The organism is Bacillus multifaciens, assembly GCF_030756675.1.
Classification (GTDB): Bacteria; Bacillota; Bacilli; order Bacillales; family Bacillaceae_G; genus Bacillus_A; species Bacillus_A multifaciens.
Map to the genome: position 1 here is coordinate 1 of NZ_JAVBXD010000046.1, position 25,104 is coordinate 25,104.

Sequence of the window (25,104 nt, forward strand, 5' to 3'; positions counted from 1 at the left end):
TTTTCTGCAAATCGAATCTTTTTTAATAGTTCATTTTCTGCTTTTAGTAAATTAATTTGTGCTTCCAGAAGAGCATTTTTCTTCTCTAGAGTAAGATCCTTTGCCATAAATCGACCTAAACTATCAGCTCTCCTGTCACGTAAACCACTTATCCCGTTTTCATCGTAAGCCTTTTTCCATCTCTTACTAGCAGCCTTAATTCTATCCATTCCCAGAATTTCAACATCAAAGCCACACTCTTCAAAGATTTGTCTTGGAAACTTGCCTTTTTCTTTCTCTATGATAAATAAACGTTTAAATTCATCTGTATAAGTAATTCCCCTTGGTCTAACTGATTTTACATATGTATTAGATGATAGTAACTGCATTTCTTTTTCTGTAAAAATCTTTTTGCTCATTCGTTCTCCGTCTCCATGTTGTATTTTCAAGTTTTGTATTTCTTAATTATACAAAAATGTACCATACAGAGAGAGACTTTTTTAGTGTCTACTCTATAGGGTACACTTTACTTCTATGCATGGCCAGACGCTCTCGTCCACCTAAAAAAGATGGTTTCATGTCGTTTTTTTAATTTCTATTTATATAGTATGTGCTCAATTTCTTCAATCCATTATAAAGAGAAGGAGGAGTCTTAAATATGAGAATAATCAATTTATATAGAAATAAAATTTTATTGTTTATATATTTAAAAATGGTATTATCTATATATAGACAAAACAAGATTGTTTGTTTAGAATTTACAAAGTATGAGTCAGAATGTATTGTACTTTTCATTGGTTCATATTCTTTGTTTTTTTCTTTATTGTATACACTTTTTTAATATCATCTTGGTTAGAACATAAAGGAGGAGCTGTATGTCAAAAGTGTCTAAAATATTTCAGAATATGAATGTAGGAAAAAAACTGCTACTTTCATTTTTTGTTATTTTAATTTCTACTGTGTCTGTAATAGGCGCTCTGTCTTATCAAACTGCAAAGAAGAACTTTGATAGTCAAATTACAAGTAGTGTAAGTGAAAATATTAAAGTATTAGATAGTTTAATTAATCAAATAATTGATGAAAAGTATAATGATGTTACACATTTTTCTAAAGTCATTCAGCGCAATATGCAGGAGACTGAAAATGGAGAAAGTATTAGGAAGATGTTTGCAGAGTATGCGAGTTTTCATCCTGAAATCATCTACACTTATGTAGGAACTGAAAATGGATCATTTATTCAAGAACCGAATGTACAAATGCCGGCAGATTATAATCCGAAAGAGCGCCCTTGGTATATAGATGCAATGAAGAAAAGTGGCGATATTGTGATAACAAGTCCGTATAAAGCTAAGGCGAGCGATGATATTGTTGTGACAATCTCTAAAAAATTAGATGATGGCAGCGGCGTCATTGGTATGGATTTAAAGCTTGATAGTTTATTGAAAACAACAAAAATGATTAATATTGGTAAAGAGGGCTATGCATTTATTTTAGATCAAAATCAAAATGTTGTAACGCATCCAAAAGAGAAACCAGGTGCAAAAGCACCAGATGCTTGGGCAAAGCAAATGTACCAAGGAAATCATGGAACGTTCTCGTATACATACGGTGGTTCAGATAAGAAAATGGCCTTTGCAACGAATGCGAAAACGGGCTGGAAAATTGCAGGTACAATGTACACGAATGAAGTCATAAAAGCGGCAGAGCCTATCTTTTATAATACGTTGATTATTGCAGTAATCGCTCTTATTATTGGTGGAGTAATCATTTATTTTATTACGCTTTCCATTACGAAACCTTTAAAACAGTTGGTTGTTTCTTCTCATAAAATTAGTGATGGTGATTTAACAGAAACAATTGAAATTCGTTCAAACGATGAAATTGGTCAACTTGGAAAAGGGTTCAATGAAATGGTTGGGTCGCTGCGCGAGTTGATTTCAAGAATTAATTCTTCAGCGGGGCATGTAGCTGCTTCATCAGAAGAATTAACAGCCAGCGTGAGACAAGCAGGTGAAGCGACTGAACAAATTACGATGGCAATTGATCAAGTGTCAAGCGGCGCAGTTACACAAACAAAAGGTGTTGAACAGGGTGCAATGTTGCTTCAAGAAGTGACAGAGGGAATTCAACATGTGGCAGCTACGTCATCTGTTATTGCAACGTCATCTGCATATACACGTCAAAAAGCAGAAAATGGCGATCAACTTGTTGCGCAAACGGTAAGTCAAATGCAATCGATTCATCAGTCAGTTGCAGAATCTGATCAGATTATTAAATTATTAGATAATAAATCAAAGCAAATTGGCGATATATTAGAAGTAATTCAAAATATTGCAGATCAAACAAATTTATTAGCATTGAATGCAGCAATTGAAGCAGCAAGGGCAGGGGAACACGGTAGAGGCTTCGCCATTGTTGCGGAAGAAGTACGTAAATTAGCAGAACAATCGAGCACATCTTCAAATGAGATTGGAAAGTTAATTACAGAAATTCAAGAAGATATGAGTAAAACAGTTAGTTCTATGAATCATGTGAATACAGAAGTGCAGTCAGGACTTGTGATTGCCAATGAAACGAAGCAAAGTTTTACTGAAATTCTTCAGTCTACAAGTGAGATTGCAACACAAATTGAAAGTCTAGTTCAGACGGCAAAACAAATGTCCAAAGGGGCAGGTGAAGTGTCAGTTTCAGTTGGTGAAATTGCAATAACAGCAAATAACAATGCATCAAGCACTCAAAGTGTAGCGGCATCAGCAGAAGAACAATTGGCATCTATAGAAGAAATAAGTTCAGCAGCTGGAACGTTATCACAAATGGCTGAGGAGTTACAAATATTAATTGAAAGATTTAAGGTGTAATGAAAAAAGCACGTGAATAAGATGATTCACGTGCTTTTTGCTTTGTATGCCCGATTTGTTCAATGAATTCTTATTGAGGAATAAGCCGTTTCACTTTATGTTTTTTGCTGTTGCTTGAATGCAATAATTGGAAGGAGGATTAAGCTAATCCATCCAATCATAGGATATAACATATGAAGTAATTCACTATAACCGATATAACTAAAACAATAACTAATTAGTAAGATGAAATAAATAATGATGTTACTTCTCCAGCCGGTGATAGATTGAAGTTGTTTCGTCATACCAAATATATTACCGACAAGTGTTGTAAATACTTCTCCGAAAATAATTAATACAAAAAAGAAATGAAAAGTAGCATTGAAGCGACGTACAACTTCTGCCATTGGGATATTATATTGATAAAATTGTTCGACAGATAAAATGGCAAAGTGACTACATAATAAAATTAAACATAGCCCTGCCCCGCCTAACATACCACCCCATTTAATGGCTTTCTGGTCCTTGACTTCACTTGCTAATGGTACAAGTACACTTTGAGCGAGGGAGAGATTGAGTGCAACATATGTAATTGGACTTGTAACCCATTTGCTATTCCAATCTTCAGTAGGTGTCATGTTGAAAATAGAAGATACATCATGAAAGAGTGTTGTAATAGATAGCCCCACGATAAAAATCATCATAATTGGTACGACGAGTGAATTGACTTCGAATACCCCTTGTAATCCTCGGCTGCCAATAATAATACAAGCGAGTATCGTTATAAAGATTCCAAGTTGTCTTGGGAGGCGAAGTTGCTCTTCAAATACCGCTCCAGCTCCAGAAAGCATGACGCTTGTTACACCAAATAATACGAGAAGTAATAAAATATTTACAACGTTTCCGAAGACATCACCAAATAAATATTTGTTAAATTCTTGAGCAGAAAATGCTTTAATTTGCGAAGAAAGCAACATCATTTTTGTTCCTATCCAAATAAAGAAAATGCCGCTTACTAAAATGCCGATTGTTCCATATGTTCCATGAATTGTAAAGAACTCAACAATTTCTCTTCCAGTTGCAAATCCAGCTCCAACGACAGTCCCTATATAAGTAGCAGCAATTTTTTTAGCTACTTTCCATTGCTGATTATCCATGTAATCCCTCTTTCTTATGTTATGAGCTGATTTATTTGTTACATAGACTTTGAGAGTAATGCGGGATAAAGTATAACATCCATCAGTCGTTTCTTCCGTTTTGAGATAAGAGAAGTTTCACTACCTGCTGAAAACTTTACTTAATTTCATACATATGAAAGAGTTTGGACAAACATACGATAAAGTGATAAATTCATATGATTTTTTTAAATGTGAGACTAGTGATAAGGTGTGTTTTTTCATTATTCATATTTATCTTGTAATTTATGGTATAATGAAGAAAAAGGGGGCGGAGAAGATGTTTCGCTTTTTTAAAAAAGGTAAGGATGAAAGAGAGATTACGAAAGATGAATTAGAACTTGCTATGGCAAAATTTCTTGAAGCAAATGCTAATGTCGTATATACAGTATTAGTAAATGATGACTACACGGTTAATTATGACTTATTAAAACCTTATTTACCGGCTTTTCCTACGAATACATTTATTATTACAAAGGAGACGCTTGAAGTCTTTGAGAGTACACGGGAAAACCTTGCGCTTGTTAAAGAAATTGATGATGTACAACGTGCTGTGGATCAATATGTAACGGAAAAGGAAGTTTTTCCAATCGTTGAAGGAAATGAAAATCGCCTTATTTGTTCGATCAAGTTAGGTCCATACTTAAAAAGAGGATTAGACCGAAATTTATATGTATCAGAGAAACATTATTTAGTGACAAGTAAACCAGATAAAATAAATACAACCACTGTACGATAAAGAAACAACAATGAAGTAGTGTTGTTTCTTTATTGTAAGCATCATGCGGAAGGTGTAGAGAAGAGGAAACTTCATGATTCTAAAGGAATGGGACTTAAATTTAAAGATTCGTCTAGTAGGGGAATGGCTCTTCGGACTTTTCTTTTGGATGCTTCTTCCGTTTATGGCGATATATTTTGCGGAAGAACTAGGGAAAACGACGGCTGGAATATTACTTGTATTGTCGCAAGTATTATCTGTTTTTGCTAATTTAGTAGGCGGATATTTAGCGGATACGTATGGCCGTAAGCGTATGATGGTGATTGCTACATTTGTACAAAGTGCTGCCTTTGTACTATTTGCTTTTGCTAATTCACCATGGTTGCAATCGCCTCTCTTAACATTTGCAGCTTTTTCTCTTATTGGTATTATGGGTTCTTTATATTATCCGGCGAGTGCAGCGATGGTTGCTGATTTAGTACCTGAAGAGCAGCAAAGTAAAGTATTTGCCATTTTTTATACAATGATAAATATTAATGTTGTGTTGGGACCGATTTTAGGAGCGTTTTTCTTTTTTTCTTATCGTTTTGAATTGTTATTGGCGAGCGTTATCATTAATTTTATATTAGCATTTGTATTACTTAAGTTTATAAAAGAGACGTTACCAGCGAATAGAACAAAAGTAGAAAAGCAAAGCGGATGGGTTACTGTTGTGAATGAACAAATAAAGAATTATCGAATTATTTTTCAAGACGGTGTCTTTCTGTTGTTCATTGTTGCAGGTATTCTTGTTGCTCAGACTTTTACACAGCTGGATTTATTGTTAGCTGTATACATAAAGGAAAATGTACCTACGCAAGAGTTTTTTAATCTGATGATAAATGGTGAGAAATTGTTTAGTTGGATTATTGCGGAAAATGGATTTTTGGTTGCTTTATTTACTGTTTATGTAACGAGATTAGCAAATTACTTTTCTGAGCGAACTGTCTTTTTGTTGTCATCTCTTACATACGGAATAGCGATGGTTATTTTTCCAAACACTGTATCAGTCTGGGGCCTTATTATTGCTATGCTCATTTTCACGTTCGGCGAGCTATTGGTTGTTGGGATTCAAAATAGTTTCGTTTCTAAGTTAGCACCTGAACATATGCGAGGGCAATATTTTGCGGCAGCAACACTTCGGTGGTCTGTTGGCCGAACAATTGCACCAATTGCGATTCCTTTAACAGCATGGATAGGTTATCAATACACATTTTACATCATTGCAGTACTTGCGTTTTTAAGTGCATTTTTATATTTTGTGATGTTCCAGTTGTTACAAGGCCGAAAAGTTCAGGTGAAAAAGGTGATGAATGAGTAAGTTAAGTAAATATGAAAATAAGTATATATAACAGATGCCCTCTTTTTGTAAGAGGGCATCTGTTATGTTTTAAACATCTCTTTTGTTATACATTAACTCCCATTATCAGCAATCGGATAGCTACTAAGGACGGAAAAAGAATTTGCCAATTTTTTTGCGAAATGTAATGGTGGCTCTACTGATTGGACATGAACATACATGATTAATGGATTCATATATAACCAATGATTATGTAAAGCACTTACAATAATTCTTTGTTGTGTGATTGATTGCATAAATGAGGGGATTTCTTCTTGCAAAATAGCAATTTCTCCTAAATTTAATGCATTACCATGTTGATCCAATGATTCGAAGCCTACTCCGACAGGTACTACAGACATACTCGGTTTTCCTTGAACAAGCACCTTTAAATTGCGATGGAAAGATACTGAACATGAATTTTGATTGATTTTACTTTTTCCTTTCAGAATTGTAGCAAATTGTTCACAAAGAAAATTAAAGTTGTTCATAAATTAAATCCCCCTCTATTATATGGAATGGGAATTTTCACTTTATTTTCAACCTTTATGTCTTCATAATTTGTACATCCATTTTTAGTGAGAAATTCCTCTTTCAAAATGATTCATTTCAACTAAGGTAAGAATATATTCGTAATTATCAACCATTCTTTTAATTTCATTGCGTTCACTCTCTGTTAATTTCACATCTTTTAATTGTTTACATAGTCGAGATTTTTGGCTTTCTAATTGTTTTTTTGTCTCATGATAGTTGTAAGAGCGTTTCACGTTATCATCACCCTCCTTACATTTTCTATCTTCATTTTTATTATACGGATAAATACCAGAAATAAGTGCATATCTCCTTCTGTTTTTTGTGGAAATTTAGAAAAATAAAAGTATGATACATCCTTTCTTTGAATAAAATGCATTGAACTATGAATTTGTGCTGATGAGTAGGGGGGGGGGGATGATGCGATTGAATATGCAATCCCGTCTTACAACAAATGAGATGGTATCTATTATTGACAATGGATTACCAAAAACGACAGTACCGAAAAATATTATTATTATTGGGGCGGGCATGGCTGGGTTAGTGACAGGATCATTATTAAAGGCTGCTGGTCATCGCGTGAAAATATTAGAAGCAAATAATCGTATTGGTGGGCGTATCTATACGATGAGAATGCCAGAGACAGGTTTATACTTAGATGTTGGGGCTATGCGCATTCCTTATACACATAAATTAACACTTGCATATAATAAGAAGTTTGGACTGAAATTAAATCCGTTTATTAATCGAAATGATACAGATATTATATATGCAAATGGTCGAAAAACAACATTGAAAGAATATGAGAAAAATCCAAGTCTTTTACATTATCCAGTGGCAGTGAATGAAGAAGGAAAATCATCCGAAGAGTTGTTGATGTTAGCGATACAGCCCATTCTTGATTTTATTAAAAGAAATCCAGAAAAAAATTGGAGTATTGTAGAAAAAGATTTTGGTAGATATTCTACAGCGGAGTTTTTAAAGGATTATCCTCATCAATATAAGATGTCTTTTTCACCAGCTGCTGTAGAGATGATAGGGGTACTTCTTGATTTAGAAGGATTTTTAGAAAGGTCTTTTGTAGAAACGTTACGCTTTATTTTTATTTTCCAGCAATCTACAGGTTTTTATGAAATTGAAGGTGGTAATGATGCGTTGCCAAAGTCTTTTTTACCGCAATTGAAAGATGATATTATCTTTCAACAAAAGTTAATGAAAATAGTGCAGCAAGAAAAAGGAGTTATAGCTTATTTTCGTAATGAGAAAACGTTTGAATATAGCAGTATTACAGGGGATATTATCATTGTCACCATTCCCTTTACTACAATGCGATTTGTTGAAATTGAACCGTATGATTCCGTTTCTCATGAAAAGTGGAGAGCCATTCGCGAATTGCATTACATGGCTGCGACGAAGATTGGAATTCAATTTAAAAGTCGTTTTTGGGAAAAACAAGGTCAACTTGGTGGACGAATTATAACGGATTTGCCTATTCGTTATGCATATTATCCAAGTTATGGTATTGGTACAAAAGGGCCAGGAATGGTACTCGGAAGTTACACATGGTCGTATGATGCATTATTGTGGGATGGTTTATCTGAAAGTGACCGTATTTATTATACTTTGCAAAACTTGGGAACAATACTTGGGAATCAAGTGTATGATGAATTTATCTCTGGTATATCGAAGAGCTGGACATTAGATCCGTACGCGTTAGGAGGGTTTGCAATTTTTCAAGCGAATCAAGAAGCAGAATTACAACTTAATATTGTAAAACCTGAAGGGAGGATATATTTTGCAGGAGATCATACTACGCTGTATCACGGTTGGATACAAGGGGCAATTGAATCAGGAATTCGGAGTGCAGCAGAAATAAATCAATTACAAATTTAAAAAGAACATGGGATACATTCCCATGTTCTTTTTGTGTATTTATGGAACAGGATGACCGTTTGAGCTTTCTAAAATAGTAAACCACTGCTGACGATCCAATGTTAATTTTGTTGCTTCAACAGCTGTTTTAACACGTTCTAGTTTACCAGAGCCAACAATTGGCAGCATATTAGCTGGGTGAGCGAGCAGCCACGCATACATAATCGAATCGATTTCGGCAATATCAAAATCAGTAGCAATTTTCTGGAGTGTGTGACGTAAGCGAAGTGTACGTTCACTTTCACCTTTGAAAATTTCTCCGCCAGTAAGAGGAGACCAGATCATAGGAGAAATTCGCTTTTCTTGGCACTGTTCAATCGTACCTTTTTCGAAATGCTCAAGCTGCATAACTGATACCTCGATTTGATTTGTTATGAGCGGAAAATCTAAATATGAACTTAACATATTGAATTGGGACGGCAGGAAGTTTGATACACCGAATTGACGTACTTTTCCTTCTTGTTTTAAACGTGAAAAAGCTTCGGCAACTTCTGCTGGATTCATAAATGGATCTGGGCGATGGATAAGTAATACATCTATATAGTCAGTATTTAAGTTTTTGAGTGATTGTTCGGCACTTTTTATAATATGTTCAGTACTTGTATTATAATGAGCGACATAGCGCTCTGGAAATTTAGGTGATGGGGGAGCGATCCCACATTTTGTAACAATTTCCATGTTGTTACGCAAATTCGGTTTTAATTGAAGTACTTTCCCAAATAAAGCTTCACATGTATAGTCGCCATAAATATCAGCATGATCAAACGTTGTAATACCCATCTCCATACAAGATTCAATGAAAGTAAGTAATTCTTGATCTGTCATATTCCATTCTGCTAAGCGCCAAAACCCTTGGATAATTCGAGAAAATTCTAGGTTTTGAGCCATTTGAATTCGTTCCATTTATGAAGGTCCTCCTTGCTGGTGTATATGAAAAATTTTTCTTATATACCGTTATTATATATTTGTGTAGATATGCCTACAACTAATATGTTCTATATTCAAAACTAAAAAGATAACCTATGATATAATTATGTAACTAGACATATTACAAGGAGATGTAGAATCGTGATTCCAGTAACAATATTAACCGGATTTCTCGGATCGGGGAAAACAACTTTATTGAATCGTATTTTATCTGAAGAGCATGGTAAGAAGCTTGCGGTTATTGTAAATGAAATCGGGCAAATCGGTATTGATAATCAATTGATTATGAATGTAGAAGAAGAGATTATGGAAATGACAAACGGCTGTTTATGTTGTACAGTACGTGAAGATTTGCTGGTCGCATTAAAGCATTTACTAGAAGTAAAAGCGGAAGGGAAAATGGATTTTGAAGGTTTAGTAATTGAAACAACTGGACTTGCAAATCCTGGCCCTATTATTCAAACATTCTTTTTAGATCCTATCATTCAGTCTGCATACCAAATTAATGGTGTAGTAACAGTAGTTGATAGCTATCATATACAGAAACACTTTGAAAAAGGGTTAGAAGCAAAGGAACAAATTGCTTTTGCTGATATAGTATTAGTAAATAAATTAGATTTAGTAGAGCAGGAAGAGAAAGAGAATTTACTCATTGAATTACAAGGGATCAATCCAACTGCAAAATTAATCCCAACAACAAATTGTGAAGTAGATATCCCTTCGTTATTAAAAATACAAACATTTAAAACGCGTGATAAGTTAGAAATTTATCCCCATAAAGAACAGCATCATTTAGAAGGGGTAAAGTCTTTTGTGTTAAGAGAAGAGCGTCCTCTTGATTTACAAAAAATAAATGAATGGATGTCAGCTGTTGTACAAGAATTAGGAGAGTATTTGTATCGATATAAAGGAATATTATTTATTGAAGGAGTAAATCGCCGGGTTGTGTTTCAAGGGGTACATACGTTATTTGCAGCTTCCTATGACAGAGAGTGGCAAGAGGGAGAAACGCGGGTAAGTGAGATTGTTTTTATTGGTAAAAATCTAAATAAAGAATGGTTTCAAAAACATTTTCAAGAATGTTTAAAATAAGCCTGCATTTGCAGGCTTATTTATATTACTTAATGCAAGGAGTTACTTTGTCTAAAAGTAACTCCATCACTACTCCAACAACAGGACCTTCATCGTCAATATCGCCAGTTAAACGAAAGCCAAACGATTCATATAGTTTCATTGCTAATTTGTTGTTAGGATGAAGACTTAAATAAATCCTTTTGCATTGATATTTTTGGTGTAAATATGAAATTAGTAAACGGAGAAATCGTTTCGCGTAGCCGTTTCCTTGAAAGTTGTAATCAATCATAAATCGGTCTAACCATATGCTTTCATTTTTTTCAGAATACCATCCATACATTGCATATCCAACAAGTGTTTCTTTATCATATAAAGCTAACGATGTTGCATTTCCTTCGAATAATGATTCTGCTAAAGAAAATGCGTTACTTTCAATAAATTGTCGTTGCTCTTCTGCTACATCTAAGGCAGCGACGGAACGCCAATTTGATGCTGTTACTTCACAAATGTGAAGATTCATAGTTTCATCTCACTTTCTTATTTATCCCGCATTAACGGGCAGTAAGACCCCTACCTCAGGATTCAGAGAGAAGCGAAGAAGATAGGTGGGGGATAACTGCCCGTAAAAGCCCGATTGGTTCAACTAACCATCAGTGGGGGATGAGGAAAACCCCCACTGATGGAAGTTTCACTTTATTATAACTATAAAACTAATATGGATAATTTTACTATGTGTTTTTTGTAAGTCAAGGCAATTAGGAAAGGGGTGACATAAGAAAAGACCGCAGAAACAATATTCAACGGTCAGAAATAAATCATTATATTAATTTGTTGCTTCTTTTAAAGTATTAATGTTCTCTTCCATAAGTGTAAAGTAGTCTTTATGTTTTTTTGCATCATCATCGGAGATTGTTGCAAGATGATTTAAGCGTAAAATTTTCGTTCCTGTTTCTTTTTGAATAACTTCAGCTACTTTTGGTGTAGAGAATGTTTCAAATAAAATATATTTTAATCCATGCTCTTTTGCTGTTGCTGTGATAGAAGCTAGTGTTTTTTGAGATGGTTCATCAGACGCAGAAATACCTGCAACTGGAATTTGCTTTAAACCGTAACGTTGTTCCCAATATCCGTATGCTGCATGAGAAACTAATATCTCTTTCGTTTTTGCATGATCAACAACTTCTTTAAATTGATTATCTAAACTTGTGAATTTTGTTTGCAACGCAGCAAAGTTTTTCTCGAATTCTGCTTTATGCTCTGGTTGTAGTTCTACAAGTGCATTTTTAATTGTTTCAGCTTGTTTCATTGCAAGTGTTGGATCTAGCCAAACGTGAGGATCTTTATCATGATGATGTTCTTCTTTATGACCTTCCTCGTGTTCGTCTTCAGTTGAAGCTCGTAGTTCAATACCTTTTGATGCATTTACAACTTTAACATTTTCATTTTTTAATGCTTTTTCCATTTTTTCAGCAAATGGTTCTAATTCAACTCCGTTATAAACAAATAAATCTGATTTGGCAACTTGTACTGTTTGCTTTTGACTTGGCTCATACGTATGAGAATCTGCACCTGGTGGATACATAGCTGTTACTTCTACATAATCACCGCCGATTTTTTTTGCAAAGTCAGCTAAAGGAAAAATAGTTGTATAGACGGAAAGTTTACCATTTTTTTTATTTGCTGTATTATCTTTGTTTGAACATCCAGCAAATATAAGGGTAAACATTAGTACGAATGAAAATATAATTGATCTTTTCTTCATTTTGTTTGCCTCGTTTCTTTACTTTCTAAAAAATATTTTTTCCATAATAAAAGAAAGAATAACTTCCTTCTTGTAAAACGTAATAATTACGCTTTATGTTCCTGGTTTAGTATAATACATCTTTGGCAATGTTGCAATAAATAATAATGATTACGATTTATAATTTGTTTTAAAATTGTCACAATGATATGGTTTATTTTTTTTGTTTTTGCATATATCTTGCTTGCTGCTTCATATAGTGTGATAGAGGGTGCAAAGAAGGAGATGAGTGCATGGGATATGTGAGTGAAGCGGTTTTATTAATTTTGGCTGTTCTTTTTCCATTATCATGTGTGCTGTTTTTTTTAAAAGGATTGATTCGAAATTTAGGTGATACAAGTTCAATTACTGAGGTGCCAAAAGAAGAAAAAGAGTAAACAAAGCGCTTGCATACTTCATTGTGCTTTGCTTATGATAGAGAGATATATTAGAAGATAAAGAGGTATGGAAAAGAATGAAAACAAGAACAGCCTTAGTACTTGGAGCTAGTGGTCTAGTTGGACAAGAAGTGACACAGTTACTGCTTGATTCAGATCATTATGATTCAGTTACAATTTTTGTGAGAAAATCACTAGACTGGGAACATGAAAAGCTTCAACAAAAGCAGGTAGATTTTTCGATTTTGGAACAATATAAACAGTTTTTTGCAGTAGATGATGTGTTTAATTGTCTTGGAACGACAATTAAAAAAGCGAGGACGAAAGAAAATTTTAAAAAGGTTGATTATGATTATACATTACGAGCAGCTCGTGTTGCGGAAGAACAAGGGGTACAAAACTTTCTTGTTATTTCTTCGTTAGGAGCAAATCCGAAGTCCTTATTTTTCTACTCACAAGTAAAAGGACAAATGGAGGAAGATATTAAAAAGCTAGTCATAGGAGGCATTCATATTTTTAGACCCTCTTTATTAGTTGGAGAGCGAGACGAGTTTCGTTTTGGAGAAAGAATGGGAGAAAAAATTTCGGGAGTTATGCCGTTTTTATTTAAGAGGTCTTTTTCTAAATATAAGCCGATCTCAGCAGAACAAGTAGCAAAAGGAATGTATGTAACAGCACTACGAGAAGAGTCTGGTGTTCATATACATGAATCTCCGGAAATTGCTAAGATGAAATAAAGTGAAACTTTAATCAGTGGGGGGGTTCTTCATCCCCACTGATTGTCAGCCCTCACCAATCGGGCTTTTACGGGCAGTTTATCTCCCACCAAACATTCTAGCAATTGGAGCTGGACAACAAAGAAATGCGGAAGTGGCTCGTTCAGAATGTGAGGAGGATGGAGCTTCTGACGTAGAGGTGTTTTTTACCTCGTAGGAAGAAGCGAAGCCACCGAACATTTTAGCCATTGGAGCTGGACAATGCTTTCGCTGAATTTTGAGGTGGGAATATTACTGCCCAAAAATAGCGGGATAAAAGTGATGTTTACTTGATATGTTCTTCCTTTAGCTTTAGAAACGATTGTTAGTATGAAATAAAGAAACTGCCCAAAATCACTATTTTGGGCAGTTTCTTTATTTAGAAGTATGTTTTAGTTTTCCTGGAGCACGGCTATATTGAAATGGCTCAGCCAATTCAAAACCAAGCTCATTCGCTGCTGTTCTCGGAAAGTAGGGGTTCCGTAATAGTTCACGCCCGATAAAAATTAAGTCAGCAGCTCCCTGTTGTAAAACTTCTTCTGCTTGTATGCCGCTTGTAATAAGGCCAACAGCGCCTGTAGCAATAGAAATATGGTCTTTTATATATTTTGCGTAGGGTACTTGATAACTAGGATACACATCAATATGTGCTGGTACAACAGCTCCCGAACTACAATCAATAAGATTAACACCTTGTTCTTTCATCCACTTTGCAAACGTTACATAATTTTCTACAGTTAAACCATCTGGATGGTAATCGTGAGCAGAAATACGAATGAATAATGGACCGTTCCATACTTCTTTTACTGCATCAATGATTTCACGTAAAAACCGGTAGCGATTTTCATAAGATCCACCATATTCATCTGTTCGAAGATTTGTGAGTGGAGATAAAAATTCATTAATTAAATAACCGTGTGCGCCGTGTAATTCGATAATATCAAATCCAGCTTGTTTAGCACGTTCGGCTCCGTTACAAAAAGCCGTGATTGTTTCGTTAATTTGTTCTTTGCTCATTTGTACTGGAATTTTCATAGAGGAATCAAAAGGAATAGCTGATGGTGCAATAGGGTCTGAATCAAGAACAGCTTTTCTACCAGCATGAGCAATTTGAATAGCTGCTTTTGCCCCGTGTTCATGAATCATATCGACAACTTGACGTAGACCGTCTATATGCTCATTATCCCAAATGCCTAAATCTTTGTTAGAAATGCGTCCCTCTGGCGTTACGGCTGTAGCTTCTAACATGATAAGCCCTACTTGACCAGCTGCACGTGATGCGTAGTGGACGAGATGGAAATTTGTTATTTTTCCGTCTTCGTTTTCTGCTGAGTACATACACATAGGTGACATTACAATTCGGTTTTTTAATGTAACATCTTTTATTGTATATGGTGAAAATAATTGATTGTTCACGATAAACATCCTCCTTTATTTTCTTAAATGAGCGTATGTACAATGATAATTTCTTGACGAATGGCAGTTTCATTTTATTGTAGCACCTTGCTCCTTTTTTCCATAACAAAATGCTTAAAGAGGTGTTATGATGAGTAAAAGAGGAGGTGGCATATTTTTTATGTATCAAGCATATTACAAAAGTGAACTTGGATGGATTGAAGTAAAAGGGGATAAGAATGGTATTTCTTCTATATTATTTGTAGAACAAAAACAAGAAGAAGTCTCTCATCCAATTGTTGAGCAATGTGTAGTGGAGTTAGATGAATATTTTCATAAGAAACGAACGGAATTTACTGTCCCGCTACAAGCAGAGGGAACTCCTTTTCAAAAACAAGTATGGAATGCACTTTGCAGTGTTTCGTATGGAAAAAGTGCTTCTTATCTAGACATTGCACAGAAAATGGGCAATCCAAAAGCTGTACGTGCAATAGGTGGAGCGAATAGTAGAAATCCGATTTCGATTATTGTGCCTTGTCACCGGATTATAGGAAAGAGCGGGAAATTAGTAGGATATGAAGGAGGACTTTGGCGGAAAGAATGGCTATTAAAGCATGAAGGTTTTTTGAGGTAATGGAATATTGAAATTGAATAATACAGTTGAATTATATATTATTAAGTAAAAAAACATAAAAAACCTCTTTTCTTTTAGAGGGGGACGAGAGGATTTGGCTGTGCAAAGAAGCGGTCAGATCTTTTTTCTTCCAAATAAGAGGTCTTAAACAAAGGGAGAAAGCGAATGCAGGTCATATAGTGATTTTCATAGCAGAGACTTCAATGGTGGAAATATAAAATAGATGATAAGAAAGCAAAAAAAGTGGTGTATGTCATTTTTTTAAAAGATAGTATTTGAAGTTATCAGAAAATTATGTATAATACTATTCAAGAGTACTTGGTCTTATTTTTAGTTGTTATATAGAAAGAGGGGAAATGGTCTATGAAGAAAAGGTTGTCATTGATTACAGCATTTGCACTTTCAACAAGTGTGTTAGTTGCAGGATGTGGAAATGGTGAGAAAGCATCAACAACTGAAAAGGGAAAAGAAGGAAATCAAGCGCTTGCTGATAAACAAGTATTAAATTTATTAGAAACAGCAGAAATCCCTTCTATGGATACGTCAAAGTCAACGGATACTGTATCGTTTCGGGCATTTGTAAACGCAATGGAAGGATTATATCGCTTAGATAAAGATAATAAACCAACGTCTGGTATGGCTAAAGACGTAAAGATTAGTGCGGATAAGAAAACATACACATTTCATTTACGTGATGCAAAGTGGTCGAATGGAGAACCGGTAAAAGCACAAGACTTTGTGTTTGCTTGGCGCCGTGCTGTTGATAAAGCAACAGCATCGGAATATGCGTTTATTTTGTTCGATGTTAAAAATGCTGAGAAAATTAATAAAGGAGAATTACCACTTGAACAGCTTGGTGTCAGAGCAGAAGATGATAAAACATTAGTGGTTGAGCTAGAGAAACCTACGCCATACTTTCTAGAGCTTACAACTTTCCCAACATTTTTCCCATTGAACGAAAAATTTGTAAAAGAACAAGGTGACAAATATGCATTAGAAGCAGATAAGTTATTATATAATGGACCATTCATGATGAGTGAATGGAAGCATGAACGAAGTTATCAGTTAAAGAAAAATCCAAACTATTGGGATAAAGGTAATGTGAAATTAGAAGAAATTAATGTAAGTGTTGTAAAAGAAACATCAACAGCTGTAAATTTATATGAGAGCAACGAAGTAGATCGAGTCATTTTAAGTTCGGAATTTGTTGATAAATATAAGAAAAGTGAAGAATTTAAATCGGAATTAGAGCCACGAATGTATTTTATTCGTTTTAATCAGAAAAATCAGACTTTCGCGAATAAAAAAGCACGTGAAGCTATTGATTTAGCATATGATAAAAAGGGAATTGCCAATGTGATTTTAAATGATGGGTCATTACCTGCATATTACTTAGTACCACAAAAATTTACAAAAGGGCCGGATGGAAAAGACTTCCGTGAAACAAATAAAAATTTTCATGACGGTAAAGATAATGCAGCAAAAGCAAAAAAACTATGGGAAGAAGCGAAAAAAGAGTTAGGTCAAGAGACAATTACAGTTGAAATGTTAAACTATGATAAAGATAACTTGAAAAAAGTTGGAGAATACATTAAATCAGAGTTGGAGAAAAATTTACCTGGTTTGAAAGTGAATATTAAACAGCAGCCGTTTAAACAAAAGTTAGATTTAGAAAAGAAATTAGAATATGAGTTCTCTTTATCAGCATGGAGCCCGGATTATCCAGATCCAATGACATTTATCGATATGTTTATTACAGATAGTGCATTTAACGAAATGGCATATTCTAATAAAAAATATGATGAGTTAGTTGCGAAAGCAAAAGGTGAGTTGTTAACTGATGAGAAGGCACGCTGGAAGGCTTTTTCTGAAGCAGAGAAAATTTTATTTGATGACGCAGCAATTTCCCCGGTTTATCAGCAGGGTGTTGCTTTTCTTGAGAAATCCAAAGTGAAAGGAACCGCTAAGCATACATTTGGAGGAGATTTTAGTTATAAATGGACATATATTACAAAAAAATAGTACGATAAAGATGCGTGAATATTGCGCATCTTTTTTATTGTGAGGAGATCATAACAATGATAAAAGGAATGAATCATCTTTGCTTTTCTGTTTCAAATTTAGAGAAATCTATACAATTTTACGAAAAAGTGTTGGAAGGGAAGATACTTGTAAAAGGTAGAACACTTGCTTATTTTGATGTGTGTGGAATGTGGGTTGCAGTCAACTACCCACCACTTAAACGCTAACACGTTTTGAAGTGGGGGCTTGAAACAAGCCCTGGTTGTCTAGCCTCAGTCTTTCATGGACTCCGTTCGTAGGTTGCATACCCAAGAATGATTCCCTAGTTCTTGGCTCTATGGTGGCTCTGTAACAGTTCTGATTGGGAAGGAACGGTCAACCACAAGCCTTCTTGTATAAGAAGTTGTCAACACCTACAAACATTGGCGAAGGGAAACAAACTCTTAGGAGGGACAAAACATGTGTGTGTTTGTCAAAAATTTAAGGGGAGAACCGCTCATGCCTTGCGGTCATCGCAAGGCGCGGATTCTTCTCAAACAAGGAAAAGCGAAGATTGTGGGATATACTCCGTTTACAATTCAATTACAATATGCTACAGGTGAAGCGGTGCAACCCGTTACAATCGGTGTTGACAGCGGAGTAAAGCATATCGGCATTGCGATTACGACTGAAGACAAAGTGTTAACAAAAGGAACCATCCAGCTACGTCAGGACGTAAAAGAAAATCTCACACTAAGAGCTACATTACGTAGAGGTAGAAGGCAGCGAAAAACAAGGTATCGCAAAGCACGTATTCTCAATCGAAAAAAGAAAGAAGGTTGGTTACCACCATCGATTCAAAGCAGAATCGATAACCAAATTCATTGGATTGAAACATTCAAGTCACTTTTACCTTCACCAAAAGTAATTGTAGAAGTAGGGAAATTTGATGCAAAAAAGCTAAAAAATCCCGATATACAAGGAACGGAATATCAACAAGGAGATGCCTTTGGCTTTTGGAATACAAGATATTACGTATTCGCAAGAGACAATTACACCTGTCAAATCTGCAAGAAAAAAGGTGGTATTTTGCATACGCATCATATTATTGAACAATGTAAAGGTGGCACTGATATGGCAGATAATCTTGTAACAGTGCATGAAGAGTGCCATCAAAAGTTCCACCAAGGGAAACTCAAACACAGTTTCAAGAAACCAAAACAATATAAAGAGACTGCCTTTATGAATATATTGCGGTTACAAATCATGAATCGTTTAGATTGTGACATTACGTATGGCAGTTACACTACAGCGAAGCGAAAAGAATTAGGTTTATCAAAAACACATGTAAATGACGCAATTGCGATTACGAATCCAACACAAATACAAGAATATGATAGAAACGGTGAATTTTGCATCAAGCAATTTAGAAAGAAAAAGCGTTCCCTACATGAAGCAACCGCAAGAAAAGGAAGGAAAACAAAGAATACAAGTGCAAAACGGAACAAGAAAAACACACCGTATGTAGATGGAATCTATTTAGGAGATAAAGTGAAAGTATTTGGACAAGTAGGATTTGTGACAGGGTTTACAGGGAGAATGGTATACGTACAAGATATACATGGACAATATATACAAAATCCAACTAAAACTTATAAGCAAGTGAAGGTATCAGATATAGAACGTATACACCATACGAACAATTGGCAGTTCTTACAAATCAGTTAGGCTATGCCTAACCGAAATTCATCCCCACCTTACCGCTGGGCTCTTGCCCGTCACGCACTTGAAGATGGGGCCTTCTTTCGGAATTACGTTAAATGAAGAAAAGGATATTCCGAGAAGTGAAATCTACCAATCATATACACATATTGCGTTTTCGATAGAAAAAGAAGACTTTACAGCATTAATACATCGTCTTAATGTGAATAACGTACATATTTTACACAGACGAGAGCGTGATGTGCGAGATTGTAAATCTATTTATTTTACAGACCCAGACGGTCATAAGTTTAAATTTCATACAGGGACGCTGCAAGAGAGACTGCAATATTATAAAGAAGCAAAACCGCATATGTTATTTTACTAAATAGAGAAAGGATGAAGGGTTATGCATGTACTTGTTGTTGGTGGGACTGGAATGTTACAGGCAGTGCCAAAGTCGTTTGCTGAGCAAGGGCACCATACTTCTGTAATCGGTCGAAATGTAAAAGGTCTAAAGAAGATACAGGATTCATGCCATACTCCTGAAAGGATAACATGTTTAGCGCTTGATTATCATAATAGTGATGAGTTGCGTGATAAAATTAAAAATTCCATTCAAAAAAATGGACCAATTACGCTTGTGGTAGCTTGGATTCATTCAGCGGCAGTAGATGCATTGCAAATAATTAGTGATGAGATTGAAATATGTTCGAAAGGATGGGAGTTGTTCCATGTACTTGGAAGCAGTGCTTACAAATCAGATAAAAAAGTAAGATACTCTTCTTTATGTAGGTATTATCGAATTATATTAGGTTTTATGGTAGAAGAACAAGGTTCTAGATGGTTAACAAATGATGAAATTACTAGTGGAGTTATAGCTGGAATTCATCATAAACAACAGGAATGGATTGTTGGAACATTAGAGCCATGGGATGCTAGACCGAGTTGGTAAAGGAGAAGACGATGATGAAAACAATGTTATATATTACGCGTCACGGGGAAACAGAATGGAATGTAGAAAAAAGAATGCAAGGTAGAAAAAATTCAAATTTAACGGAAACTGGAATACTACAAGCAAAACAATTAGGGAAACGTATGAAAGATATGGCACTAGATGTTATTTACAGCAGTCCAAGTGAAAGAGCAATGCATACAGCTCAGTTAATTAAAGGAGACAGAGATATTCCAATTGTAACAGATGAACATTTATATGAAATTGATATGGGAGTCTGGGAAGGACATACACAACTTGAATTGCAAGAGAAATATGCAAAAGATTTTGATTTATTTTGGAATGCACCGCATCGGTATGAATCGAAATCAGGAGAAAGTTTTTACGACGCGAGAGAGCGCGTGCTAAAGGGGCTTACATACATTCTTCAAAAGCATGACGGAGAAAATGTTTTAATTGTCTCTCATGCTATTACTTCATTACTTATGATGGGGCATTTTGAACAACGTCCTATTGAAAATATATGGAATGGTCCTTTTATGCATAGTGCAAGTTTAAGTGTGATTGAATTTAAAGAAGGAGAAAGTACAATTCATTTATTTGCTGATATTGCGCATTTTGAAGAGAGGTAAAAGGAGAAGCTTTATAAAAACAATGATTTGCCCTAATAGACAAATAGACCGCTTAAAGCGGTCTATTTGCATTTTTGAAATAACGAGGAACCTCTTTGATATGATAGAGTAATATATTATATTAACGACCAGAGCGCCCAGAACGAAGTTGTCAACTACGTTTAGAGCGACAAGTGCGCTTAGATTTGTAAGAACGGTGAGATTTGCAAGAACGGTGAGATTTGCAAGAACGATGGGACTTGCGAGAACGGTGAGATTTGCAAGAACGATGGGACTTGCAAGAACGGTGAGATTTGCAAGAACGATGGGACTTGCAAGAACGATGGGACTTGCAAGAACGGTGAGATTTGTGAGAACGATGAGATTTGCAAGAGCGATGAGATTTGCGAGAGCGATGAGATTTGCAAGAGCGATGAGATTTGCGAGAGCGATGAGATTTGCGAGAGCGATGAGATTTGCAAGAGCGATGAGATTTGTGAGAACGATGGGACTTGCAAGAGCGATGAGATTTACCGGAACGATGAGATTTGCAAGAACGATGAGATTTGCAAGAACGATGAGATTTGCAAGAACGATGAGATTTGCAAGAACGATGAGATTTGCAAGAGCGATGAGATTTGCAAGAACGGTGAGATTTGCAAGAACGGTGAGATTTGTGAGAGCGATGAGATTTGTGAGAGCGATGAGATTTGTGAGAGCGATGAGATTTGTGAGAGCGATGAGATTTGTGAGAGCGATGAGATTTACAAGAACGATGAGATTTGCAAGAACGATGAGATTTGCAAGAGCGATGAGATTTACAAGAACGATGAGATTTGCAAGAACGATGAGATTTACAAGTACGTTTAGATTTGCAAGAATTTTTAGAAGAACGAGAACGGCAAGAGCAGTCAGAACGTTTAGAATAGGATTTAGGTTCCTGGGTTAAGAACCCTTCCATTCCAGCACTAATTATTTCTTCTACTGCTTTTTGAATATCATCTTTTGTATACATCTATCAAAATCCTCCTTGGAAAGAACTAAGCTTTTCATCTGTTTTGGAATAATGCGCTTTCTATTAATAAAGTATGTCAAGCTAATGAATTGTGTTTATTTTTTTTTGAAAATAGTGGTATACCCTAAAAAACAGACTGTGATAAGCGTCTGTTTCTTAAGAATTAGTGTCCGGATCCTTTGGGTTTAAAGGATCGATATGTGTATCAAGAAGACATATCGATTTTTGAATACCAAGGTTCATAAAGAAGTCTTCATAATGTAGTAGTTTGAAAAGGGACGCCTTTCGTACTATTACATTATGAAGAAAGGATAAGAAAAGCATTTATAATTAATAAAATGAATATATAGCGGATGTGACAATGGGGAAAGGAAAAGCATACATTAATTGTAGATGAAAGAGAAGGGAAGGGAGAAAATGATACCTTCTTATGATTTTTTTATTCACCCAATGTATATTGTAGAGTTACGAAAAGATGTTTGGTCTGATGATCCTGTTCCAGCTAAGTTAACATATAATAAAAGAAAGTATGATATTGATATTGTATACCGTGGTTCTCATATTCGGAAATTGGAGAAAAAATCATATCATGTGATGTTTTATAAACCAAAATTTTTTCAAGGCGTGCATGAGCTGCATATAAATTCTGAATTCAACGACCCTTCTTTAATACGGAATAAGTTATCCCTGGATTTTTTTTCGGACATTGGTACGCTATCACCAAAAGCGCAACATGTTCTTGTAAAGGTTAATAATCGATTTGAAGGAGTTTATTTACAGTTAGAATCGGTAGATGAAAATTTTTTACAGAGACGAAATTTACCAAATGGTTCTATTTACTATGCAATCGATGATGATGCGAATTTTTCATTAGTAAGCGAGTTAGATAAATGTATAAAAACGAAATTATTCTCAGGGTATGAATTGAAATATGGGAATGAACACAGTGAAGAAGATATTAGTGAATTTATCTATCAATTGAATACAATTTCCAGAGCAGCGTATGAAAAAGAAATCATAAAATATGTTGATGTTGATAAATATTTACGATGGTTAGCGGGTGTTGTATGCACACAAAACTTTGATGGGTTTGTGCACAACTATGCACTTTATCATAATGGAGAAACAAAGTTGTTTGAAATGATTCCTTGGGATTATGATGCAACGTGGGGACGGGATGTTAAAGGGAGAGAAATGGAGCATGATTACGTTCGTATTCAAGGATTTAATACATTAAGTGCTAGATTACTTGATGTCGATAGCTTTAGAAAACAATACAGGGGAATTTTGGAAGATATACTTTCGCATCAATTTACAGTAGAATATATAAAACCGAAAGTAGAAGGAATGCATAAGGAACTTCGTCCATATATTTTGCAAGATCCATATGTAAAATTGAAAATAGATAAATTTGATAGTGAACCGGATTTGATTTTTCAATATATAGAAAAACGTCGGGAATTTTTACGAGAGCATTTAGATGAATTATGAAGACAAGCAAAAAGAGATTGAACAATCAATCTCTTTTTTTGTTGTATAATAATGGTAATTGAAAATAAGGAAGGTGAATTAATGGAAATCAAATGGATCAAATGGGTCAAACAAATACAGGCAATTGCACAGGCCGGATTAGCATATTCAAAAGATGTATATGATATAGAACGTTTTCAAGAACTTCGGAAGTTATCGGTTGAAATGATGTCAAATTATACAAAAACAGATTGGGAAGTAGTTGAGCAGTTATTTGCAAGTGAAACGGGTTATCAAACTCCAAAAGTGGATATTCGAGCAGTCGTGTTTCAAGAAGGAAAGTTACTTTTTGTAAAAGAAAAAAGCGATAAGAAATGGGCACTACCAGGCGGGTGGGCTGATATTGGATATACGCCTACGGAAGTTGCGCGAAAAGAAGTTTTTGAAGAAACTGGTTACGAAGTAGAAAATTTTTGTTTATTATCTATCTTTGATAAACAGAAGCATCAACCATCACCTTCTGCAATTGATGTATATAAGATATTTATTAGTTGTGAAATAGTAGGTGGTGAAAGAAAAATCGGTATTGAAACAGAAGATGTTCGCTTTTTTGGAGAAGAAGAATTGCCAGAACTATCGATAGGAAGAAACACAGAATGGCAAATCCGGCAAATGTTTGCTTATATGAAAAATCCGAATAAAGAAAGAATGGTGGATTGAAAAATTTCTTTGTAAAGAATTAGTAAATCTTTTATAACTTGCTTGTCTTTTGGAATAATTTCTAGTAATCTATATTCCATCGTGCACTTTCTCCTTTCGAAATAGAAAAGGTAAGTATGTTTTTTTATTATTGCATAATTTTATACTATTAAGTAGTAGCATATTGGCAAGGGTAGATTTTTATGAAATAATAAGAAAGTGTGTGCGTAGAAAAAAGGAGATAATGAAGAATGTTAGCAAATTTGATTGAACAGTTACTACAATTTTTTATAAGTCTAGGCTATTTCGGAATTGCGCTAGGGCTCATGATCGAAATTATTCCGAGTGAAATTGTATTATCTTATGCAGGTTATTTAGTTGCTAAGGGAGAAATTAATTTCGTTGGGGCAGTAATTGCTGGAACGATTGGTGGAACGTTGGCGCAAATTTTCTTGTATTGGCTTGGATATTACGGCGGACGTCCAGTTGTTGAAAAATATGGTAAATATTTATTGATTAATAAGAAACATTTAGATGTAGCGGAAGAATGGTTTAAACGATATGGTGCTGGTGTAATTTTCTCTGCGCGCTTTATCCCAGTTGTACGTCATGCAATATCGATTCCAGCTGGATTAGCGAAGATGTCATTGAAACGATTTACAGCATATACAGTACTCGCTATTATTCCGTGGTCTATACTGTTTATTTATTTTGGTGAAAAACTTGGCGGGAATTGGCGTCATATTAAAGAATATGCTGCTGACTACACGCATTATTTCATCGTAGGAGCGATTCTATTTATTGCTGTATACATAGGTATGAAATTATTGAAAAAAAGAAAAGCAGGTCGTTAAAGTCAATGAATTTTCATTGGCTTTTTTCTTTATTTATTTGTAACTACTCAGCTATACCTTTTAGAAATTTAGAAAAGGGTATGATTCTAGTGAAGATGTGTCTCTCTAGTATTTGTAAATTCATTTTTGGGCATATAGACTGCTGTCATGCAAACAGGGCAGGGGCCTGCACTTATTGTCTACTTTTGTTTTCAAACCTTGCACGTGGCCAGGAACAGGCCCTGACCGCTCCTATGCATCGCCAGTCCCTCTCGCCCATTTAAAAAAATGCTTTTCTGTCGGTTT

General features: G+C 35.1%; 24 protein-coding genes and 4 pseudogenes. 19 read left to right on the plus strand and 9 right to left on the minus strand.

All coding sequences use genetic code 11. The annotated features are described in order from the left end of the window. The coding region (locus tag Q9306_RS21200; protein WP_371932419.1) for an HTH domain-containing protein at positions 1 to 437 on the minus strand (437 nt) is incomplete at its 3' end. A gap of 447 nt (positions 438 to 884) precedes the next feature. On the opposite strand from Q9306_RS21200, the pseudogene Q9306_RS24715 reads away from it, so the two are divergent. Both Q9306_RS24715 and Q9306_RS24720 read left to right on the plus strand, forming a co-directional pair. Beyond that, a pseudogene (locus Q9306_RS24715) lies at positions 885 to 1,898 on the plus strand (HAMP domain-containing protein); the annotation flags it as partial. Positions 1,899 to 2,012: 114 nt separating this feature from the next. After that, positions 2,013 to 2,837, plus strand: a complete 825-nt coding sequence (locus Q9306_RS24720; protein ID WP_371932420.1) for a methyl-accepting chemotaxis protein — start codon at positions 2,013 to 2,015, stop codon at positions 2,835 to 2,837. A gap of 95 nt (positions 2,838 to 2,932) precedes the next feature. On the opposite strand, the gene Q9306_RS21210 is transcribed toward Q9306_RS24720, so the two are convergent. Continuing rightward, complete coding sequence (locus Q9306_RS21210; protein WP_306202084.1) at positions 2,933 to 3,973, minus strand: YkvI family membrane protein; 1,041 nt, start codon at positions 3,971 to 3,973, stop codon at positions 2,933 to 2,935. A 298-nt stretch (positions 3,974 to 4,271) separates the two neighbouring features. Here Q9306_RS21210 and Q9306_RS21215 point away from each other — a divergent pair, with 298 nt between their 5' ends. Continuing rightward, entirely contained in the window at positions 4,272 to 4,730 is a 459-nt protein-coding gene (locus Q9306_RS21215) for a DUF3939 domain-containing protein (RefSeq protein WP_306202086.1), read from the plus strand. 73 nt (positions 4,731 to 4,803) lie between these two features. Then, entirely contained in the window at positions 4,804 to 6,069 is a 1,266-nt protein-coding gene (locus Q9306_RS21220) for an MDR family MFS transporter (protein ID WP_306202089.1), read from the plus strand. 92 nt (positions 6,070 to 6,161) lie between these two features. Here Q9306_RS21220 and Q9306_RS21225 read toward each other — a convergent pair whose 3' ends face one another. Together Q9306_RS21225 and Q9306_RS21230 are read right to left on the minus strand one after the other, a co-directional pair. After that, the gene (locus Q9306_RS21225; protein ID WP_306202091.1) at positions 6,162 to 6,578 is read right to left on the minus strand and encodes a DUF1259 domain-containing protein; all 417 of its coding nucleotides are present in this window, start codon (positions 6,576 to 6,578) and stop codon (positions 6,162 to 6,164) included. An 84-nt stretch (positions 6,579 to 6,662) separates the two neighbouring features. Beyond that, positions 6,663 to 6,854, minus strand: a complete 192-nt coding sequence (locus tag Q9306_RS21230) for a DUF3896 family protein (RefSeq protein WP_306202092.1) — start codon at positions 6,852 to 6,854, stop codon at positions 6,663 to 6,665. Between the two features lie 184 nt (positions 6,855 to 7,038). Here Q9306_RS21230 and Q9306_RS21235 point away from each other — a divergent pair, with 184 nt between their 5' ends. Further along, complete coding sequence (locus tag Q9306_RS21235; RefSeq protein ID WP_306202141.1) at positions 7,039 to 8,511, plus strand: flavin monoamine oxidase family protein; 1,473 nt, start codon at positions 7,039 to 7,041, stop codon at positions 8,509 to 8,511. A gap of 39 nt (positions 8,512 to 8,550) precedes the next feature. Here the strand turns inward: Q9306_RS21235 and Q9306_RS21240 are convergent, their stop codons facing one another. Next, entirely contained in the window at positions 8,551 to 9,453 is a 903-nt protein-coding gene (locus tag Q9306_RS21240; RefSeq protein ID WP_306202094.1) for an aldo/keto reductase, read from the minus strand. Positions 9,454 to 9,618: 165 nt separating this feature from the next. On the opposite strand from Q9306_RS21240, the gene Q9306_RS21245 reads away from it, so the two are divergent. Further along, positions 9,619 to 10,569: a CobW family GTP-binding protein gene (locus Q9306_RS21245; protein WP_306202096.1), complete on the plus strand. Its 951-nt coding sequence runs from the start codon at positions 9,619 to 9,621 to the stop codon at positions 10,567 to 10,569. A 25-nt stretch (positions 10,570 to 10,594) separates the two neighbouring features. Here Q9306_RS21245 and Q9306_RS21250 read toward each other — a convergent pair whose 3' ends face one another. After that, positions 10,595 to 11,071 carry a GNAT family N-acetyltransferase gene (locus tag Q9306_RS21250; protein WP_306202099.1) on the minus strand — a complete coding sequence of 159 codons (477 nt, stop codon included), beginning with the start codon at positions 11,069 to 11,071 and terminating at the stop codon, positions 10,595 to 10,597. 303 nt (positions 11,072 to 11,374) lie between these two features. Further along, positions 11,375 to 12,313: a metal ABC transporter substrate-binding protein gene (locus Q9306_RS21255; RefSeq protein ID WP_306202101.1), complete on the minus strand. Its 939-nt coding sequence runs from the start codon at positions 12,311 to 12,313 to the stop codon at positions 11,375 to 11,377. A gap of 272 nt (positions 12,314 to 12,585) precedes the next feature. Between Q9306_RS21255 and Q9306_RS21260 the strand changes: the two genes are divergently transcribed. Together Q9306_RS21260 and Q9306_RS21265 are read left to right on the plus strand one after the other, a co-directional pair. Continuing rightward, positions 12,586 to 12,729, plus strand: a complete 144-nt coding sequence (locus Q9306_RS21260) for a hypothetical protein (protein ID WP_306202103.1) — start codon at positions 12,586 to 12,588, stop codon at positions 12,727 to 12,729. A 77-nt stretch (positions 12,730 to 12,806) separates the two neighbouring features. Then, the gene (locus Q9306_RS21265; RefSeq protein WP_306202105.1) at positions 12,807 to 13,466 is read left to right on the plus strand and encodes an oxidoreductase; all 660 of its coding nucleotides are present in this window, start codon (positions 12,807 to 12,809) and stop codon (positions 13,464 to 13,466) included. A gap of 393 nt (positions 13,467 to 13,859) precedes the next feature. On the opposite strand, the gene namA is transcribed toward Q9306_RS21265, so the two are convergent. After that, complete coding sequence (gene namA, locus Q9306_RS21270) at positions 13,860 to 14,900, minus strand: NADPH dehydrogenase NamA (RefSeq protein ID WP_306202107.1); 1,041 nt, start codon at positions 14,898 to 14,900, stop codon at positions 13,860 to 13,862. 160 nt (positions 14,901 to 15,060) lie between these two features. Here namA and Q9306_RS21275 point away from each other — a divergent pair, with 160 nt between their 5' ends. The 8 genes and pseudogenes from Q9306_RS21275 (at position 15,061) to Q9306_RS21310 (ending at position 21,730) form a co-directional block, all read left to right on the plus strand. Further along, positions 15,061 to 15,513 carry a methylated-DNA--[protein]-cysteine S-methyltransferase gene (locus Q9306_RS21275; RefSeq protein WP_306202143.1) on the plus strand — a complete coding sequence of 151 codons (453 nt, stop codon included), beginning with the start codon at positions 15,061 to 15,063 and terminating at the stop codon, positions 15,511 to 15,513. Positions 15,514 to 15,876: 363 nt separating this feature from the next. Further along, positions 15,877 to 17,535 (plus strand): peptide ABC transporter substrate-binding protein, encoded by a 1,659-nt coding sequence (locus Q9306_RS21280; protein WP_306202108.1) that lies wholly within the window; start codon positions 15,877 to 15,879, stop codon positions 17,533 to 17,535. A gap of 56 nt (positions 17,536 to 17,591) precedes the next feature. Next, a pseudogene (locus Q9306_RS21285) lies at positions 17,592 to 17,741 on the plus strand (VOC family protein); the annotation flags it as partial. 253 nt (positions 17,742 to 17,994) lie between these two features. Beyond that, positions 17,995 to 19,242, plus strand: coding sequence for an RNA-guided endonuclease IscB (gene iscB / locus Q9306_RS21290; RefSeq protein WP_306202110.1), 1,248 nt, complete (start codon positions 17,995 to 17,997; stop codon positions 19,240 to 19,242). An 82-nt stretch (positions 19,243 to 19,324) separates the two neighbouring features. After that, a pseudogene (locus Q9306_RS21295) lies at positions 19,325 to 19,603 on the plus strand (VOC family protein); the annotation flags it as partial. A 21-nt stretch (positions 19,604 to 19,624) separates the two neighbouring features. Next, positions 19,625 to 20,170: a short-chain dehydrogenase gene (locus tag Q9306_RS21300; protein ID WP_306202112.1), complete on the plus strand. Its 546-nt coding sequence runs from the start codon at positions 19,625 to 19,627 to the stop codon at positions 20,168 to 20,170. Positions 20,171 to 20,184: 14 nt separating this feature from the next. Further along, positions 20,185 to 20,802 carry a phosphoserine phosphatase 1 gene (locus tag Q9306_RS21305; RefSeq protein WP_306202115.1) on the plus strand — a complete coding sequence of 206 codons (618 nt, stop codon included), beginning with the start codon at positions 20,185 to 20,187 and terminating at the stop codon, positions 20,800 to 20,802. A 148-nt stretch (positions 20,803 to 20,950) separates the two neighbouring features. Then, on the plus strand, positions 20,951 to 21,730 hold the full coding sequence (locus Q9306_RS21310) for a hypothetical protein (RefSeq protein WP_306202117.1): 780 nt from the start codon (positions 20,951 to 20,953) through the stop codon (positions 21,728 to 21,730). Positions 21,731 to 21,751: 21 nt separating this feature from the next. On the opposite strand, the pseudogene Q9306_RS24725 reads toward Q9306_RS21310, so the two are convergent. Next, a pseudogene (locus Q9306_RS24725) lies at positions 21,752 to 21,796 on the minus strand (hypothetical protein); the annotation flags it as partial. Between the two features lie 417 nt (positions 21,797 to 22,213). Between Q9306_RS24725 and Q9306_RS21315 the strand changes: the two are divergent. The 3 genes from Q9306_RS21315 (at position 22,214) to uptA (ending at position 24,819) form a co-directional block, all read left to right on the plus strand. Next, positions 22,214 to 23,287 (plus strand): CotH kinase family protein, encoded by a 1,074-nt coding sequence (locus Q9306_RS21315; protein WP_306202120.1) that lies wholly within the window; start codon positions 22,214 to 22,216, stop codon positions 23,285 to 23,287. A gap of 81 nt (positions 23,288 to 23,368) precedes the next feature. After that, complete coding sequence (locus Q9306_RS21320; protein WP_306202122.1) at positions 23,369 to 23,986, plus strand: NUDIX hydrolase; 618 nt, start codon at positions 23,369 to 23,371, stop codon at positions 23,984 to 23,986. Between the two features lie 230 nt (positions 23,987 to 24,216). Beyond that, positions 24,217 to 24,819, plus strand: a complete 603-nt coding sequence (gene uptA / locus Q9306_RS21325; protein ID WP_306202125.1) for an undecaprenyl phosphate transporter UptA — start codon at positions 24,217 to 24,219, stop codon at positions 24,817 to 24,819. Positions 24,820 to 25,104: the final 285 nt, after the last annotated feature.

Coding starts and splice junctions, on each gene's coding strand:
- Q9306_RS24720 (WP_371932420.1), top strand. CDS start 2,013: ATGGCAATTGATCAAGTGTCAAGCGGCGCAGTTACACAAACAAAAGGT.
- Q9306_RS21210 (WP_306202084.1), bottom strand. CDS start 3,973: ATGGATAATCAGCAATGGAAAGTAGCTAAAAAAATTGCTGCTACTTAT.
- Q9306_RS21215 (WP_306202086.1), top strand. CDS start 4,272: ATGTTTCGCTTTTTTAAAAAAGGTAAGGATGAAAGAGAGATTACGAAA.
- Q9306_RS21220 (WP_306202089.1), top strand. CDS start 4,804: ATGATTCTAAAGGAATGGGACTTAAATTTAAAGATTCGTCTAGTAGGG.
- Q9306_RS21225 (WP_306202091.1), bottom strand. CDS start 6,578: ATGAACAACTTTAATTTTCTTTGTGAACAATTTGCTACAATTCTGAAA.
- Q9306_RS21235 (WP_306202141.1), top strand. CDS start 7,039: ATGCGATTGAATATGCAATCCCGTCTTACAACAAATGAGATGGTATCT.
- Q9306_RS21240 (WP_306202094.1), bottom strand. CDS start 9,453: ATGGAACGAATTCAAATGGCTCAAAACCTAGAATTTTCTCGAATTATC.
- Q9306_RS21250 (WP_306202099.1), bottom strand. CDS start 11,071: ATGAATCTTCACATTTGTGAAGTAACAGCATCAAATTGGCGTTCCGTC.
- Q9306_RS21255 (WP_306202101.1), bottom strand. CDS start 12,313: ATGAAGAAAAGATCAATTATATTTTCATTCGTACTAATGTTTACCCTT.
- Q9306_RS21260 (WP_306202103.1), top strand. CDS start 12,586: ATGGGATATGTGAGTGAAGCGGTTTTATTAATTTTGGCTGTTCTTTTT.
- Q9306_RS21265 (WP_306202105.1), top strand. CDS start 12,807: ATGAAAACAAGAACAGCCTTAGTACTTGGAGCTAGTGGTCTAGTTGGA.
- Q9306_RS21275 (WP_306202143.1), top strand. CDS start 15,061: ATGTATCAAGCATATTACAAAAGTGAACTTGGATGGATTGAAGTAAAA.
- Q9306_RS21280 (WP_306202108.1), top strand. CDS start 15,877: ATGAAGAAAAGGTTGTCATTGATTACAGCATTTGCACTTTCAACAAGT.
- iscB (WP_306202110.1), top strand. CDS start 17,995: ATGTGTGTGTTTGTCAAAAATTTAAGGGGAGAACCGCTCATGCCTTGC.
- Q9306_RS21300 (WP_306202112.1), top strand. CDS start 19,625: ATGCATGTACTTGTTGTTGGTGGGACTGGAATGTTACAGGCAGTGCCA.
- Q9306_RS21305 (WP_306202115.1), top strand. CDS start 20,185: ATGAAAACAATGTTATATATTACGCGTCACGGGGAAACAGAATGGAAT.
- Q9306_RS21315 (WP_306202120.1), top strand. CDS start 22,214: ATGATACCTTCTTATGATTTTTTTATTCACCCAATGTATATTGTAGAG.
- Q9306_RS21320 (WP_306202122.1), top strand. CDS start 23,369: ATGGAAATCAAATGGATCAAATGGGTCAAACAAATACAGGCAATTGCA.
- uptA (WP_306202125.1), top strand. CDS start 24,217: ATGTTAGCAAATTTGATTGAACAGTTACTACAATTTTTTATAAGTCTA.